Here is a 15,983-nt window from a genome sequence, read left to right on the forward strand (position 1 = left end):
TTTCTTATGGCAGGTAGAAAAACATCGCGTAAGCGTCGTGTGAAAAAGAACATCGAGTCAGGTGTTGCACATATTCACTCAACGTTTAACAACACTTTAGTTATGATTACTGACGTTCAAGGGAACGCTGTTGCTTGGTCTTCAGCTGGTGCTCTTGGTTTCCGTGGTAGTCGTAAATCCACTCCTTTCGCTGCACAAATGGCCGCTGAAGCCGCAGCTAAAGGCTCTATGGAACATGGTATGAAGACGGTTGAAGTTGCCGTTAAAGGCCCAGGTTCCGGTCGTGAAGCAGCTATCCGTGCTTTGCAATCAACTGGTCTAGAAGTTACGGCAATTCGTGACGTCACACCAGTGCCGCATAACGGATCTCGTCCTCCAAAGCGTCGTCGTGTTTAATTGATGACATCACTTATTTGGAGTGATGAACATTCATTAATTAACAAGACGAGTTTTGAAAGGGGTAAACAAAAGAATGATCGAATTTGAAAAGCCAAATATTCACAAAATCGATGAAAGTAACAACTATGGGAAGTTCATCGTTGAACCACTTGAACGTGGTTACGGAACAACATTAGGAAATTCGTTACGTCGGATTTTGCTTTCATCTTTGCCTGGTGCTGCTGTCACCAGTATTCAAATCGATGGTGTACTTCACGAGTTCTCAACTGTTGAGGGCGTCGTTGAAGATGTTACACAAATCATCTTGAATATGAAAAAGGTTTCTTTGAAGATGGCGACCGATGAAGAAAAGGGAATGGACATTGACGTTAAGGGTCCTGCGACTGTCACTGCTGGTGATATTCAAACGGATGCTGATGTTGAAGTTATGAACCCTGATCTTTACATCTGCACGGTAGCAGACGGTGCCACTTTCCACATGCACTTAACTGCAAACAAGGGCCGTGGATACGTTTCAGCTGATGAAAACAAAGCTCGTCAGGATGATATGCCAATTGGTGTATTACCAATCGATTCCATTTATACCCCAATCGAACGTGTCAACTACCAAGTTGAGAACACTCGTGTTGGTCAACGTGATGACTATGACAAGCTGACATTAGACGTTTGGACTGATGGTTCAATTACGCCTAGTGAAGCAATTAGTCTCGCTGCGAAGATTCTAACTGAACACCTTGCAATGTTTGTTGATTTGACAGATACGGCTAAGAATGCCGAAATCATGGTCGAAAAGGAAGAAACACACAAGGAAAAGATGCTCGAAATGACCATCGAAGAGTTAGACTTGTCTGTTCGTTCATACAACTGTTTGAAGCGTGCTGGTATCAACACGGTTCAAGAGTTGACGGATCGTACTGAAGCCGACATGATGAAGGTTCGTAACCTTGGTCGTAAGTCACTTGAAGAAGTTAAGGCAAAATTGGCTGGCTTAGGTCTTTCTTTGAAACAAGAAGACTAGTCGGACTTATCAACAAAAGGAGGGTTCAAGCATGGGCTACCGTAAATTACAACGTACTAGTTCACAACGTAAAGCTTTGTTACGCGATTTAACAACCAGTTTGATTGTTAATGGTCGGATCGAAACAACCGAAGCACGCGCCAAGGAAGTTCGTAAGACTACAGATCAAATGATTACTTGGGGTAAGCAAGGCGACTTGCATGCTCGTCGTGAAGCAGCTGCTTTCGTTCGTGACGTTGTTGCAGATGTCAAAGAAGACGGTGACAACGTTAAAGCACAAACTGCATTGCAAAAGTTATTTGATGACTTAGCACCTAAGTTTGCTGAACGTAATGGTGGTTACACTCGGATGTACAAGACTATGCCTCGTCGTGGCGATGCTGCGCAAATGGTTATCTTGGAATTCGTCGACTAATCATTACCTGTTCAATGGTAGTCTGAATAGCTACCCTAAATATATCGACGGATATATTTAGTATTTGAATATTCAAATTAATCACTAGTGTCAATGGTATAAAGCGTTATGATGATGGCGATCGCGTTCGCCCAGTCTAGCTTGAATGAGTACTTTACTCGTGCCGTGATGCTAAGTGATTTTTTTGTACATAGAATTAATTGATTATACGAGTTTACTAGTGGTTTCAGCGTTGCTTGCGTATTGGTCTAGTTTTCGCTAAAATAGTGCGGTATTATTCGTTTTATAATGAGGTGAATACTGAGTGCAAACGAAACATGCAAAGTTAATTACAGGTCTTGTAGTTGTTCTACTGGCAGTGCTTGCACTCGGAGCAACCGCTATTACGACTATTAACGCTCAACGGCGTCACGAAGAACATGAATCACGTTTGCGTCGGCTAAGTGAGCGAGCGGCCAAAGTATTGCCTAAAGAGGCATTTAAACCTGGCGCGTATACGTTGCGTGAAAGTCATTATGTTGATGGGTATCGTGTGTTCGCTGTTGTTAACGTTGATGAACACGGACAACTTGTTAATGTCGCTTTTAATCAACTTGATCAGTTTGGATTGAATAATCCAGCGACGGCGACCGATATTACCCGCTGGAATACAGCACTGCTTAAAGAGCCTAATGTCGCTAAACTGTCTTTGAAACACGGTAATAAACAGTGTTTTCAGTTATATCAAAATTATATGGGGCGTCTGATTCATGCCGCACATACCGGCGAACAACACCAGTTTAAAATTAACAACCATGCCAGTACGGCAGGAAGTGGGGGAACGTCGTGACAAAGATCATTTCAGTTGACGATTTATCTTATCAATATCCCGATGCAGAACGGCCAACATTAAATCACATTTCTTTTGAGGTCAATGCCGGAGAATGGGTGGCTATCGTTGGCCATAATGGCAGTGGTAAGAGTACGTTGGTTCGCGCTTTAGATGGCCTTATTGATTTTAAATCGGGGACGGTTACTGTAGCCGGAACAAAATTGTCACCAGAGTCGGTTTGGTTAGTTCGTGAACACATTGGCATGGTGTTTCAGAATCCAGACAACCAGTTTGTCGGAGCAACGGTGGCCGATGATGTGGCCTTCGGCTTGGAAAATGCGGGGGTACCGCGTCCTGAGATGCAACATCGTGTTCAAGATGCTTTAGAAGCCGTCGATATGTGGCAATTTGCAGAACGCGAGCCCAGCCGTTTGTCAGGTGGGCAAAAGCAACGGGTTGCCCTAGCCGGAATCATTGCGATGAACCCCAGTATTATTGTACTGGACGAGGCAACTAGCATGCTGGATCCTCACGGACGGCAGACGGTGTTGTCTGTATTGCAACATCTACGTCGTTCTAATCAAGCACCGACCATTTTATCAATCACTCATGATTTAAGTGAGGCCGCACAAGCACAACGATTGCTAGTCATGGATAACGGCCAATTGATTAGTGAAGGAACTCCACGCGCTATTTTCAGTGACGAACAATTACTTGAGTCCACGGGTCTAGACTTACCGTTTAGCACAAAATTGAGCCAACAATTAGCTAAACAAGGACTAGTCACCCCAAAACAGTACCTAACAGATGACGAGTTGGAGGATTGGTTATGGCAATCACATTTGACCATGTAAACTATATGTACCAGCCCAACTCGCCGTTTGAGGCGGTCGGGTTAAGCGATGTTAGTTTCACTGTTCCTAGTGAATCGTTTACTGCGATTATTGGTCATACAGGGAGTGGCAAAAGTACACTTGTTCAGCACTTAAATGGTTTACTTAAGCCCACCAGTGGCACGGTTACAGTGGATGATTTTCAGTTAACTGCTAAAACAACAAATAAACACCTAAAGTCACTTCATCAACATGTTGGGATGGTGTTTCAATTCCCAGAGAATCAGTTATTTGACCAAACGGTGGAGCGTGACATTGCGTTTGGTCCACTTAACTTTGGCTTCACTAATGAAGAGGCAATGAGTTTGGCACATCAGGCGGCTCATGACGTTGGGTTACCAGATGAGTTGCTAAACCGGTCACCATTTGAGTTGTCTGGTGGACAGATGCGGCGCGTTGCCATTGCTGGCGTTTTAGCCAGTCAACCGAGCGTGCTTGTTTTAGATGAGCCAACGGCCGGGTTAGACCCACGCGGACGAGCTGAAATGATGGCCATGTTTGCTAAGTTAAAAGCTGACCAACAACTGACGGTTATCTTAGTGACGCACCAAATGGATGATGTTGCTGACTACGCGGATCAGGCGCTAGTGATGGCACACAGTAATTTGATTAAGGCAGGCACACCTGCTGAAATTTTTGCCGATCCTGAATGGGTAAAAGCACAGCAATTGGCATTACCAACAGCTGCTAATTTTGCGCAACACTTAGTGACTCGTGGATTTGAATTTGACTCATTGCCGTTAACGGCTGAACAACTGGCAATACAGTTGCGTGGTCAGTTACCGAAGGAGGGACGTTAATGCTTGAGCAACTTACGCTCGGACGTTATATTCCCGGCCATTCATGGTTACATCGGTTAGATCCACGAGCTAAGTTGCTGTTGGCTTGTTATTTTATTGTGATCGCCTTTTTAACCACAAATTGGTTAACTTATGTGCTGATGTTTGCCTTTATTGGCGGCGTTATCTTTTTAACAGGACTGAGTTTCAGCTATTTTGTGCGTGGTATTGGTCCACTGATTTGGTTGATTGTGTTTACGGCAATTTTGCAATTATTGTTTACGCCAGGCGGGCACATTTACTGGCATTGGGGTATTTTAATGATTACCTCAACGGGGATTCAAACGTCCACAGCAGTTTTCTTACGTTTTCTGTTAATTATAACGATGGCAACGGTACTCACGTTGACGACGGCGCCATTGGCGATTGCGGACGGCGTAGAAGCGCTTTTGCGACCGCTACGGGTTATTCACTTCCCAGTGGCGCAAACGGCTCTCATGCTCTCTGTGGCGCTTCGGTTTGTACCGACATTGTTGGATGAAGCGCAGACAATTATGAATGCGCAACGTGCACGTGGGGTAGAGTTTAATAATGGTGGTTTAATCAAGCGTTTGAGGGCGATTGTTCCATTGTTGATTCCGCTTTTTGTCGGGGCCATTGGACGAGCCGACGATTTAGCGACGGCCATGGAGTCACGTGGTTATCAAGGCGCCACTAACCGCACGCGTTACCGGGTACTGAAGTGGCATAACGCCGACACGATAGCAGTTGTTGTCATTCTTGTGTTAAATGTTGTTCTCGTTGTGTTGCGTCACATGTAAAAACGTTTCTAGAAAACTAGGGAGGTCGGTAATGAGTCAACGCTACAAAGTTGTTATTGAATATGACGGTACTGATTTTGCCGGCTTTCAGGTTCAGCCTCATCAGCGGACCGTTGAATCTGTTTTAACGAAAGTGGTAAACCAGATTGCAAAAAATCCTCAACCAGCCATTCAGGTATTTGGATCGGGGAGAACAGATGCTGGGGTACATGCTCACGGGCAGGTGATCCACTTTGACTTGCCAAAGCCGATTCCGGCCCCTAATTTACGGTTAGCGCTCAATAGTATGTTTCCGCTTGATATGGCAGTGGTGAGTGTTGAAGAGGTTGATGATACGTTTCATGCTCGTTTTTCGACCCATGGCAAACGTTATCGTTACATCGTTTCCAATACGCCGTTTGTCGATCCATTCAAACGGAACTATACTGGACACTATAAATATCCGTTAAAACTCGATAGGATGCAGATGGCGAGCCGTGATTTGATTGGTGAGCATGATTTCACCAGTTTTGTGGCTTCAGGTAGCCAAGCTAAGTCAAATATACGAATGATTTATGATGTTCAAGTTCACGAGCGTCCTGAAGATCATGAATTTGTGTTTGATTTTTACGGCAGTGGTTTTCTCTATAATCAAGTTCGGATTATGGTAGCATTGTTGTTACAAATTGGTAATGGGCGTCGTCCAGTTAATGACATTCCACGAGTGATGGCGGCTAAAGATCGCGAAGAAGCGCGTGAAACGGCACCGGCTAGCGGTTTGTATCTGGAATCTGTGCTGTATGACAAACACGTTTCAGATGAAAATAATAATTGACTTATGAGGGGCAGGACAGTACACTATTACTTGGTATTGTTTGCCCCACGATAAGCCCCGGAAAGTTTTATCGAGTGTCAAACAGACAAGAAATTGGAGGAAAATACCGTGCGTACAACATATTTAGCAAAACCAGGTGAAGTAGACCGTAAATGGTACGTGGTTGACGCCACAGACGTTCCTTTGGGACGCTTAAGTTCAGTCGTTGCTTCTATTCTTCGAGGCAAGAACAAGCCAACATTTACCCCTAATGTGGATACGGGTGACTTTGTCATTGTTCTTAATGCTTCAAAAGTGGGCTTGACTGGTAAGAAAGCCACAGACAAGATTTACTATCACCACTCAAACCATCCAGGTGGTTTGAAGTCACGCACTGCAGGTAACTTTCGTGATGAAAACCCAATTCGGTTGATTGAAACTTCCGTTAAGGGCATGTTGCCAGCAGGTACGCTTGGTCACAAACAACTGCTTAAGCTTCATGTTTATGCAGGTGACCAACATGATCAAGCTGCACAACAGCCAGAAGTTTTGGATATTACTAAATTAATCTAAGGGGGAAATCACATTGGCTACTGTTCAATACGCCGGCACAGGTCGTCGGAAAAACTCAGTTGCTCGGGTTCGCTTAGTTCCCGGTACTGGTAAAATTACCATGAATGGTAAGGATATTGAAGACTACATTCCATTCGCTAACTTGCGTGAAGTGGTTGTTCAACCATTTGCTGCAACAGAAACGACTGGTAATTACGATGTTATGGTTAACGTCAATGGTGGTGGCTTCTCCGGTCAAGCCGGTGCCACTCGTCACGGTATTGCCCGTGCTTTACTGACGGTTGACCCTGATTTCCGTTCAGCTTTGAAGAGCGCAGGTCTTTTGACCCGTGATGCTCGGATGAAGGAACGGAAGAAGCCCGGTCTTAAAAAGGCCCGTAAAGCTTCACAATTTTCAAAGCGTTAATCTTATCATTATCGACTTTGGATTCAAAAAGAACCTGCCAATTGGCGGGTTCTTTTTTGTACAAAATGAAGTTGATGCCAACATCGAGTGACAAAATATCAGTCCGTAGCTTTCAGCGCCGACACCATATCCAAGCGTTTCAAACGTCGGTGGGTGAACCAGATGACGATTGCTGTGAAAAGCGCCATTAGAATGGCAGCAATGATATAGCCTGGCCAATGGATGACTAGTGGAAACATCACCTGGGCGGTCGTTGCCTGCTTTAAAATATACCAAGTTAGGGCATTTCCGATGCCATAGCCTAAAATGACACCCACAATCGTGAGGACAATATTTTCACGGGCAACGTACATCGTGACTTCTCGATCATAAAAGCCTAAAACCTTTACTGTTGATAACTCACGAATTCGTTCTGAAACATTAATGTTTGTTAGGTTATACATCACGACAAACGATAATAGTCCTGACATCACAATGAAAATGACGACCACGGGGTCCAGCGTGGCTGACATGTTATCAATTGTGGTTCTTTGATCCGCAACAAAACTTGTGCCACGAACCGCACCGGACTGTAACAGTCGATGCGCAAGGCGATTTCGTTGTTTGCTCGACTGGGCACGCAGCTTGACAAGAAGCGCGTTGCTTTTGCTGGCCTTGTGCCAGACATGCTGATAGGCAGCGGGGCTCAGATAAAGGTAGTCGCCGATATAATTCTTTGTAATGGCCGCCACCTTTATGGACCGATTGGTAGCTGACGTAAGGTTTACGTTGATACTGTCGCCTACGTGAGCTCCAAGTAGAGTCGCCGTTTTCTGTGATAATACGGCACCACGTTGCGGCAGCACGATGTTACTGCCTCCTGGTGTCGTGAGGCGGACATAATCCGCGAAGTCCGTTGTTTGAGGAATGAAGACATTGACCGAGGAGACACTCTCATTTCCATGGCGAACTTTAGCGGTAGTAGCGGCGATGGGGGTGCTCTTTTGGTAGGATTCACTTTGTTGTAGCAAATGTTGTGTCTTATTAATGCCAGCATCTGCGCCATGAAGTGATACAACAGCTTGATATCGCACGATATCACGATATTGGCGGGCGCCCGCAGCTGTGATTGAATCGCGAATGCCAAAGCCACATAGAATCAGCGCACAGCCGCCCGCAATACCGACGATTGACATTACCATGCGACTTTTATAGCGGAATAAATTGCGATAGGACACTTTTTGATTAAAGTTTAGCCGTCGCCACAATGGTGTAACGCGCTCAAGTAAAATCCGTTTGGCAGACTTAGGCGGCTTGGGCAACATCAAAGCGGCAGGGCCCTCTTGCAGTTCACGCCAAACAACAAAGCCGGCTGCACCAACAGTAGCAATCAGTGAGAAGCACAGAGCTAAAATAATCGAAGACCATTCCAAACGGACTGTGGCGGACATGGGGATGGTTGAACTGTATAACGCCAGTACGAAACGTGGAATTGTTTCATTACCCAGTAGGGAACCGATGACACCACCAATCGTGCCGGCCATTAATGCGTAAGCAAGATAATTCCGTGCAATGGCCCACTTGCCGTACCCCAGCGCTTTGAAGGTGCCAATCTGGGCACGCGCTTCTTCAACCATGCGCGTAATGGTCGTAAAAGTAATGAGGGCTGCGATTAAAAAGAAGAAAACGGGAAAGACATTAGCGATGGCAGCAATTCGGTCACTGGATTCGCCATATGATGAGAACCCCGGCAAATCTGAGCGGTCCTGCCAGGTATAGTGCGTTTTCGTTTGCTGCTTGATTTTATTTCGAGCGCTTGTCAGTTTGCTCTGAGCCGCATTAATCGAAGCTAGTTGATTGGTTAACTCAGGGGTTGAGGTCATCGTGCCACCACTTGTTCGTGTCACTTCTTGTTGAGCAGCTTGCAAACGGACTTTAGCTGCTGTGAGCTTATTTAATTGATCGTCAAGCTGTTTCGTTGCATTAACATAGAGTGTACGACTTCGTTGATTCGCTCGCGGATTTAAAACTGTTTTGAGTTGCTTCAACTTGCGGTTACGAGTAGTGACGTAATGGGTTGAATAAGTGTCCGTGCCTTGTAAGGATTTGAACCGGACGGATAGCAGACTAGCTGGCATTTTTAACTGGCTACTTGGTACAGCTGCAAAAAAACGGACCGTGCCATCACCGACATTGGTGACGCCGCGAAGGCCATTATCAATATATTGAGGTGAGTCGACGAACCCAACAATGGTGAATGTGCGGTGCTGGAGAACGTTATTTTTGCTGAAAGTAAAGTGTTGACCAAGGCGATAGTTATAATCCGTCTTGGCCTTGTTATCAAGCACAATTTGGTTGGCCCGTTGTGGTAGATGGCCGGTGCGTAACATAAGGCGATTAAGGTTTGTCTTGGTGGAATAGCCATATAGCGCAACGGCAGCTGCGTTGGAACCACCAGTAGCGTATGTGAACTTGGTGGCCTCAGCAGTTGCGTCAGACACACTGTTGGCAACGCGCACGTCATCGTTTGTAAAACCAGTATTAGATAGCAGCTGAATGTCGCTCAAATGTCTACGTTGAACTATTGAGGTCATCGATTGGTTTAATACGGGACCGGTAGCACGAACGCCAACAAAGATAAGACTACCTAGCAGGATGATTAAGATGATCGCGATAAAACGGCCACGCGAGGCCTTTATTTCACGAAACAGGTTTTTAGTCAGTGGTTTCATCGTCTCTCACCACTCAATCTCAGCAATTGGTGTCGGGGCAGGGTTGTTAATTACTTCGCGCACACGGGCATCGTTAATGTGGATGACACGGTCAGCCATGGCGGCGATTGCTGCATTATGGGTAATAATCAGGACCGTTTTATTGTCGCGGCGAGAAGCGTCCTGTAGAAGCTGTAGCACCTGTTTACCAGTTTGAAAATCTAGTGCACCTGTTGGTTCGTCACATAATAAGAGTTTAGGATTTTTGGCTAGTGCGCGTGCAATGGCGACACGTTGTTGTTCACCACCGGATAGCTGCGCAGGAAAGTTGCCCAAACGTTTGCCCAAGCCAACCTTCTGGAGGGTAGTCTCAGCATCTAGCGCATCAGGGACGATGGAATTTGCTAACTCTACATTTTCTTTAGCCGTAAGATTAGGTACAAGGTTATAAAACTGAAACACAAAGCCAACTTGGTCGCGTCGATATTGTGTTAATTGCTGATCCGTGTAGCTAGCAATATCCACACCATCAATGAAGACTTCACCTGAGGTTGGGGAATCCATGCCACCAAGAATATTGAGAACTGTTGATTTGCCAGCACCACTTGGGCCTAGAATCACAGTAAGTTGGCCTTGTTCGCAGGTGAAATTTAAATCGTGGTTGGCATCAATGGTCGTTTCACCCATCTGATAGGTTTTGAATTCGTGTCTTACATCAATATATGCCATGAGTGCCTCCTGTAGTGATTACCTTTATTATGCCGATGTCATAAAATAGAGACAAGAATAAGCTTTGCCATTGTTCGTTTAAATTGATACACTTTACTAATTGCAATTTACTAATGAATTTATTACAGTGACTCATGAAAGGGGGCGCCGACAATGTCACAGATTCGCGATTTGTTCGTCAAAAAAGACACGAGCAATGATATTTTAAAACAATCTGGTTTGGAAAAAACGTTATCGGCTTTTAACCTCACGACCATGGGAGTGGGTGCCATTGTTGGCGCTGGGATTTTTATTACACCCGGAGTTATCGCGTCGCTTCACGCTGGACCAGCGGGGATGCTGTCATTTGTGCTAGCAGCATTTGTCTGTGCCTTAGCAGCGTTGTGTTATTCGGAATTCTCCTCAACGATTCCATTGGCCGGTAGCGCCTATACCTATGTTTACACAGTGTTTGGTGAGCTGGTTGCGTGGGTACTAGGTTGGTCACTGGTATCAGAATATATGTTTTCTGTTTCCTCAGTGGCCACGAGTTGGTCAGCGTACTTTCAAAATATTCTTGCTGGGTTTGGCTGGCGGCTCCCAGTTTTCTTGCGAGCTGCGCCAGGAACGGCCAGCGTACCAGGTGGGCGTTTTGACTTAATTGCCTTTTTAATTGTCATGATTATTTCTGTGTTGTTACTAGGTGGCGTGCACGAATCAGCGCGTGTCAACACGGCGATGGTCGTACTGAAAATTGCGGTTATCTTGCTTTTTATTGGTGTTGCAGTCTTCTATGTGAAGCCAGCAAACTATCATCCCTTCATGCCGTTCGGCGTTGGCGGAGTGTTTAAAGGAGCAGCGCTAGCCTTTTACGCTTACGTTGGCTTCGATGCTGTGTCGTCAGCTGCTGAAGAAGTTAAACGTCCGCAACGCGACATGCCCATCGGCATTAGCATGTCATTGGTAATTGCGTCTATTTTGTACATTGCGTTGGCGACGGTATTGGTCGGCATCGTGAAGTATACCAAACTGAATGTAGCTGATCCCGTCGCTTTCGCTTTACAGTACCTTCACTTAACAAACTTGTCTGGCATTATTTCACTAGGTGCAATTGTGGGGATGACGACAGTATTGCTAGTCATGTCTTACGGTGGTACACGACTGATTTTTGCGATTTCTCGTGATGGTCTGTTACCACAACGATTGCACAAGCTGAGCCCGAAAACACATGTGCCAGTATCAAACACCATTCTATTTGGCTTGTTTGCTGCCGTATTTGCTGCTTTTATTCCCATCAGCTTAGTCTCAGAGTTGGTTAACATTGGGACGTTGTTCGCTTTTGCGCTGGTTTCGTTAGGGGTCGTATTTCTGCGGCGCAATCCTGATTTTGCCCATGTTAAGGCAGCTTTTCATGTGCCGTTATACCCATACTTGCCGATTTTGTCATTCATTCTTTGTATCGGCTTAATGCTGATGCTGCAGGTCTTTACGTGGATTGCGTTTGTGATCTGGCAGGCCGTAGGGTTAACGATTTATGCAATTTATGGATACCGTCATAGTTTAGCGCGGCAACGATTATATAAGTGATTTTATCTGAATCAGAATCGTGAATACAAAAAATGAGCCTATGTATTTTACATAAGCTCATTTTTGTTCCCACGATTTAAATTAGTAACCAGCTGATAGGTCGACTTGGTTGCGACTGACCAATCCGGTGCTGACAAACGTTTTGAGGTTGTCGTACAAAATTGGGAAGAGACGCGTATCAAGGTGATCAACAACACCGGATACGTGCGGCGTGAGCAGAATGTGGTCATTAGCCCACAGCGGCGAATCCTTTGGCAACGGTTCTGGGTCCACAACGTCCAGCGCGGCATACTTAACGCGAGACTGTTGTAAGGCATTTAGTAAAGCTTCGTTGACGACGGAAGACCCTCGACCAACATTGATAAACAAAAGCTTATGGTCTAGCTGATCAAAGAACTGCCGGTTAAAGAAGCCGGTTGTGGCCGGTGTTCCGGGCATCACATTGATAATGATGTCAGCTTTTGCCAAACCTTTTTGATAGTCATCGATTGCATACGTTTCGTCAAAATTATCCGCTGGATGGCCAGTTCGGTTGACACCGGCGACATGAACATTCATCTGGTGTAGCAAACGTGCCGTTTCGACGGCAATGTGGCCAGTGCTGAAAATAATGGCCGAGGTTTCGTCAGCTACTAGCAGGTCGTCTGCGGACTGTTCCCAGAAACGTTGTGGCCGTCGTTGTTCAGCCGTCCAGAGACCACGGGTGAAGTAGAAGATATATCCCAAGATGGCCTGGGCAATTGCTGGACCATGAATCCCACTGGCGTTAGTCACTACGATGTGATGTTGCGCAATTTCTGACAGTGGCAAGTAGTCGACACCGGCAGAAAATGTTTGAATCCACTTCAAATGACTGTGCGGTGCTTTTAAAACAGGCAGACTGATTTCGGCATTCCAACCGTACATAATGGTGATATCGTCCGGTGCCACTTGTTTACGGGCGATGTCATCTGCAGTGACAATATTTACACCCATGTTTTTAACCGTTGAGCGTTGTTCTTCTGATAATGGCATTATTGCTAATAATTGTTCCATCGATGCCGTCCTCCTCTTAATCTGCAATGTATACAGGTTTATTATAGCGTGACTAAACAAAGATAAGTTAGTTTAAACGCTCGTTAAGTCACTTAACAGTATCGTCATTTAAATGCTGAAAATTAGATGTGAAAATGAAAGTAAATCGTCCTTAAATTTGAAAACTCATTTATCAGTCGATATAATTTGTTGTAGAGAGCGGTTTCATTCAATGGTATTTTTACATAATGTCTTGTTTACAATTGAATTGGCCGCCACATGATAATGCTGACAGCGTTTTGGCTAGTCCACCAAGATGCGGGTTCAGTTTATTTTGTGAAGTTACTCGCAATTATTCTTCATAATAAAGGGGCGAAGTGCGATGTCAATATTAGGTCTTAGCATTCTTTCGCTAGCTCGCTTTCAATTCGCGATGACAACCGTCTTCCACTTTTTCTTTGTACCGTTTTCAATCGGTTTAGGATTCGTGGTTGCCATTATGGAAACGAACTACGTTATTCAAAAGAAGGACATTTATAAGAAAATGACCCAGTTTTGGGGAAAAATTTTCTTACTGTCCTTCGCAGTTGGGGTAGTGACCGGGATCATTCAAGAATTTCAATTCGGGATGAACTGGTCACAGTACTCACGCTTCATGGGTGATATTTTTGGTGCGCCACTGGCCATTGAAGCGCTGGCCGCATTCTTCCTGGAATCGACATTCATTGGACTGTGGATGTTTACCTGGGATCGGTTTAAACCAGTTTGGCACTGTCTGTTTATCTGGTTGACGTCCATTGGTTCAATGCTATCAGCAGTTTGGATCTTGGCAGCCAACTCATTCATGCAGGATCCTGTCGGATATGCATTGAAAACAGTCAACGGCAACACCAAAGCAGTTATGGTTAGTTTTGCCGACGTGGTTAAGAACCCAGAATTGTGGCTAGAATTGCCTCATGTACTGTTTGGCGCGTTTTTAACGGCTGCCTTTGTCATTGCTGGGTCATCAGCTTGGCGGATCTTAAAGGGCAAGAATATCGAATTCTGGCGCAAGAGTATCAAGATTAGTTTGATTGTTGGTTTGGTTGCTGCTATCGGTGTGACTGCCGTTGGGGATAAGCAAACGCAATACATCATTAAGAACCAACCAATGAAGTTTGCGGCTACCGAAGGTTTGTACAAAACGACGGGTGACCACGCTTCATGGGCGATTGTTGAAGGCATGGACAACAAGGATCACAAGGTTACTTGGAGCATTGAGATTCCTTATGTTTTGAGTATGCTGTCCTATCACAAGCCAAGTGGTGCCGTTACTGGTGCTAATCCGTTGAACAAGCAGTTGCACAAACAGTATGACAAGAAATTTGGTAAGAACATGAATTACTTTGTTCCGATGCATACTTTGTTCTACAGTTTCCGGATCATGGCCGTTTCTGCTGGTGTCTTTGCTCTGTTAGCCATCTTAGGATTGTATTGGAACCGCAAGAAGTCTGATCAGATTGTGCGCTATCGTTGGTTCTTGTACATTTTAGGATTATCTCTATGGCTACCATTCATTGCTAACACAGCCGGTTGGTTTGTCACCGAGTTGGGTCGTTATCCATGGGTTGTTTATGGATTATTGACCATTGCCGATGCGGTATCGCCGCACGTTACGGTTGGCTCGTTACTCTTCAGTAATATCATTTACTTCTTGCTGTTTGCCGGCATGGGCGCGGTCATGATTGTTCTGAGCCACCGTGTTCTAGTCGCTGGACCAGATGCTGATTTGCAAAGTGGTTATGGCGTCAATGACGAAGACAAGCAGGATACGGATGAGAGTGTTGATCCGTACGCAAAGGGGGCCTTCAACCATGAGTAGCTTACAATTTGTTTGGTTCTTGCTCATTGGCCTGCTGTTCGCCATCTTCTTCTTCCTCGAAGGATTCGACTTCGGGGTTGGTATGTCGGTGAACACCTTGGCAAACAATGAGAGTGAACGTAATGCGTTAGTTCGTTCCATCGGACCACATTGGGACGGCAATGAAGTTTACCTGATTACCGCTGGTGGTGCGATGTTTGCATCCTTTGGCGCTTGGTACGCTTCCTTATTTTCCGGTTTCTACGTGATGTTTTTGCTAGTGTTAGTCGCGTTAATCATGCGTGGTGTTTCATTTGAATTCCGAAACGAAATGCGCACTGATTTTTGGCGTCGGTTCTGGGAGTGGTCACTGACGATTTCGTCGCTTGCCGCACCATTCTTACTTGGCATGATCTTTACTGATATGGTAAAGGGGATGCCGATCGATGCACAGGGTGATGTCATTGGCCACTTCACTGATTACGTTAACTGGTTCTCTATCGTGGGTGGTGTTGCTGTTGCCTTGCTCTGCTACCTTCATGGATTAAACTTTGTTCGTTTGAAGACTGAAGGAACGTTACGTGAGCGGGCGAGTGCCTGGGGCAAGGTTTTATATCCTGTTCTGTTTGCTGGCGAAGTCGTCTTTGCAATTTTGGTTTACGTCTACACGGATTTCTTCGCGAAGAAACCAATTTCAACGTTATTGATTTTAGCAGCCATTGTATTGTTGAGTGTTCTGGCTTATGTGGCCACATTGAAGGATTGGGAAGTAACGTCCTTTATCAGCGGTGGTTTGACACTGCCGGCTGTTGTCATGTTGCTATTCGTGGGCTTGTTCCCACGCGTCATGGTAGCCAACAATGCGGCTAACAGCATTCTGATCAAAAACGCATCAAGTTCAGCATACACATTGAACTTGATGACGTGGATTGCATTATGCATTTTGCCATTTGTCTTGGCTTACCAGATTTGGAGCTATTGGGTCTTTTACAAACGAATTAAGGCAAATTAGTTTTAGGCAGGGTTTGAATGAAGCATTGATTGTTTGGTTTACGGTTGAGGCGATTGCTCATTTAGCGGGAACCGTGGTGAAGTGTAGCGGGTGAGAGACAGAGTTTCGTGAAAGCAATATTACGTGGCAAAGGCCAGGTAATATTGCGGGACGACCTTCGAGACCTGGTTTGAGGGCTCGAAGTCGAGGTAGAAGACTCCGTGGTTTCCGGAGGCTGAGACCGG

16 protein-coding genes are annotated in these 15,983 nt (G+C 45.4%); 13 read left to right on the plus strand and 3 right to left on the minus strand.

Translation table 11 applies throughout. The features are described from left to right. Positions 1 to 6: 6 nt before the first annotated feature. The 10 genes from rpsK (at position 7) to rpsI (ending at position 6,908) form a co-directional block, all read left to right on the plus strand. Entirely contained in the window at positions 7 to 396 is a 390-nt protein-coding gene (gene rpsK, locus GB993_RS02035; protein ID WP_017262674.1) for a 30S ribosomal protein S11, read from the plus strand. Between the two features lie 76 nt (positions 397 to 472). Further along, positions 473 to 1,417 (plus strand): DNA-directed RNA polymerase subunit alpha, encoded by a 945-nt coding sequence (locus GB993_RS02040; RefSeq protein WP_017262675.1) that lies wholly within the window; start codon positions 473 to 475, stop codon positions 1,415 to 1,417. A gap of 31 nt (positions 1,418 to 1,448) precedes the next feature. Then, positions 1,449 to 1,832, plus strand: coding sequence for a 50S ribosomal protein L17 (gene rplQ / locus GB993_RS02045; RefSeq protein WP_017262676.1), 384 nt, complete (start codon positions 1,449 to 1,451; stop codon positions 1,830 to 1,832). Between the two features lie 304 nt (positions 1,833 to 2,136). Beyond that, positions 2,137 to 2,661, plus strand: a complete 525-nt coding sequence (locus tag GB993_RS02050) for a hypothetical protein (RefSeq protein WP_161002890.1) — start codon at positions 2,137 to 2,139, stop codon at positions 2,659 to 2,661. After that, positions 2,658 to 3,497, plus strand: a complete 840-nt coding sequence (locus GB993_RS02055) for an energy-coupling factor ABC transporter ATP-binding protein (RefSeq protein WP_161002891.1) — start codon at positions 2,658 to 2,660, stop codon at positions 3,495 to 3,497. Before GB993_RS02050 ends, GB993_RS02055 begins: the two co-directional genes overlap by 4 nt. Continuing rightward, positions 3,473 to 4,336 (plus strand): energy-coupling factor ABC transporter ATP-binding protein, encoded by an 864-nt coding sequence (locus GB993_RS02060; protein WP_161002892.1) that lies wholly within the window; start codon positions 3,473 to 3,475, stop codon positions 4,334 to 4,336. The genes GB993_RS02055 and GB993_RS02060 overlap by 25 nt, the downstream gene beginning before the upstream one ends. After that, positions 4,336 to 5,136, plus strand: a complete 801-nt coding sequence (locus GB993_RS02065; protein WP_161002893.1) for an energy-coupling factor transporter transmembrane component T family protein — start codon at positions 4,336 to 4,338, stop codon at positions 5,134 to 5,136. Before GB993_RS02060 ends, GB993_RS02065 begins: the two co-directional genes overlap by 1 nt. Positions 5,137 to 5,167: 31 nt before the next feature. Next, positions 5,168 to 5,950, plus strand: coding sequence for a tRNA pseudouridine(38-40) synthase TruA (gene truA / locus GB993_RS02070; RefSeq protein WP_161002894.1), 783 nt, complete (start codon positions 5,168 to 5,170; stop codon positions 5,948 to 5,950). Positions 5,951 to 6,058: 108 nt separating this feature from the next. Continuing rightward, positions 6,059 to 6,502, plus strand: coding sequence for a 50S ribosomal protein L13 (gene rplM, locus GB993_RS02075; protein ID WP_161002895.1), 444 nt, complete (start codon positions 6,059 to 6,061; stop codon positions 6,500 to 6,502). A 13-nt stretch (positions 6,503 to 6,515) separates the two neighbouring features. Beyond that, on the plus strand, positions 6,516 to 6,908 hold the full coding sequence (gene rpsI / locus GB993_RS02080; protein ID WP_017262683.1) for a 30S ribosomal protein S9: 393 nt from the start codon (positions 6,516 to 6,518) through the stop codon (positions 6,906 to 6,908). A 98-nt stretch (positions 6,909 to 7,006) separates the two neighbouring features. On the opposite strand, the gene GB993_RS02085 is transcribed toward rpsI, so the two are convergent. Both GB993_RS02085 and GB993_RS02090 read right to left on the minus strand, forming a co-directional pair. Beyond that, positions 7,007 to 9,619, minus strand: a complete 2,613-nt coding sequence (locus GB993_RS02085) for an ABC transporter permease (protein ID WP_161002896.1) — start codon at positions 9,617 to 9,619, stop codon at positions 7,007 to 7,009. A 6-nt stretch (positions 9,620 to 9,625) separates the two neighbouring features. Then, a complete protein-coding gene (locus GB993_RS02090; RefSeq protein WP_161002897.1) occupies positions 9,626 to 10,327 on the minus strand; it encodes an ABC transporter ATP-binding protein in 702 nt (233 codons plus the stop codon). 153 nt (positions 10,328 to 10,480) lie between these two features. Here GB993_RS02090 and GB993_RS02095 point away from each other — a divergent pair, with 153 nt between their 5' ends. Further along, entirely contained in the window at positions 10,481 to 11,893 is a 1,413-nt protein-coding gene (locus GB993_RS02095; RefSeq protein ID WP_161002898.1) for an amino acid permease, read from the plus strand. 81 nt (positions 11,894 to 11,974) lie between these two features. On the opposite strand, the gene GB993_RS02100 is transcribed toward GB993_RS02095, so the two are convergent. After that, positions 11,975 to 12,928 (minus strand): NAD(P)-dependent oxidoreductase, encoded by a 954-nt coding sequence (locus tag GB993_RS02100; RefSeq protein WP_161002899.1) that lies wholly within the window; start codon positions 12,926 to 12,928, stop codon positions 11,975 to 11,977. 361 nt (positions 12,929 to 13,289) lie between these two features. On the opposite strand from GB993_RS02100, the gene GB993_RS02105 reads away from it, so the two are divergent. After that, entirely contained in the window at positions 13,290 to 14,768 is a 1,479-nt protein-coding gene (locus GB993_RS02105) for a cytochrome ubiquinol oxidase subunit I (protein WP_161002900.1), read from the plus strand. Further along, on the plus strand, positions 14,761 to 15,759 hold the full coding sequence (cydB, locus tag GB993_RS02110; RefSeq protein WP_161002901.1) for a cytochrome d ubiquinol oxidase subunit II: 999 nt from the start codon (positions 14,761 to 14,763) through the stop codon (positions 15,757 to 15,759). The genes GB993_RS02105 and cydB overlap by 8 nt, the downstream gene beginning before the upstream one ends. Positions 15,760 to 15,983: the final 224 nt, after the last annotated feature.

This window comes from Furfurilactobacillus milii (genome assembly GCF_009864005.1).
In the GTDB taxonomy this organism is placed as follows: domain Bacteria; phylum Bacillota; class Bacilli; order Lactobacillales; family Lactobacillaceae; genus Furfurilactobacillus; species Furfurilactobacillus rossiae_B.

Coding starts and splice junctions, on each gene's coding strand:
- rpsK (WP_017262674.1), top strand. CDS start 7: ATGGCAGGTAGAAAAACATCGCGTAAGCGTCGTGTGAAAAAGAACATC.
- GB993_RS02040 (WP_017262675.1), top strand. CDS start 473: ATGATCGAATTTGAAAAGCCAAATATTCACAAAATCGATGAAAGTAAC.
- rplQ (WP_017262676.1), top strand. CDS start 1,449: ATGGGCTACCGTAAATTACAACGTACTAGTTCACAACGTAAAGCTTTG.
- GB993_RS02060 (WP_161002892.1), top strand. CDS start 3,473: ATGGCAATCACATTTGACCATGTAAACTATATGTACCAGCCCAACTCG.
- GB993_RS02065 (WP_161002893.1), top strand. CDS start 4,336: ATGCTTGAGCAACTTACGCTCGGACGTTATATTCCCGGCCATTCATGG.
- truA (WP_161002894.1), top strand. CDS start 5,168: ATGAGTCAACGCTACAAAGTTGTTATTGAATATGACGGTACTGATTTT.
- GB993_RS02085 (WP_161002896.1), bottom strand. CDS start 9,619: ATGAAACCACTGACTAAAAACCTGTTTCGTGAAATAAAGGCCTCGCGT.
- GB993_RS02090 (WP_161002897.1), bottom strand. CDS start 10,327: ATGGCATATATTGATGTAAGACACGAATTCAAAACCTATCAGATGGGT.
- GB993_RS02095 (WP_161002898.1), top strand. CDS start 10,481: ATGTCACAGATTCGCGATTTGTTCGTCAAAAAAGACACGAGCAATGAT.
- GB993_RS02100 (WP_161002899.1), bottom strand. CDS start 12,928: ATGGAACAATTATTAGCAATAATGCCATTATCAGAAGAACAACGCTCA.
- GB993_RS02105 (WP_161002900.1), top strand. CDS start 13,290: ATGTCAATATTAGGTCTTAGCATTCTTTCGCTAGCTCGCTTTCAATTC.
- cydB (WP_161002901.1), top strand. CDS start 14,761: ATGAGTAGCTTACAATTTGTTTGGTTCTTGCTCATTGGCCTGCTGTTC.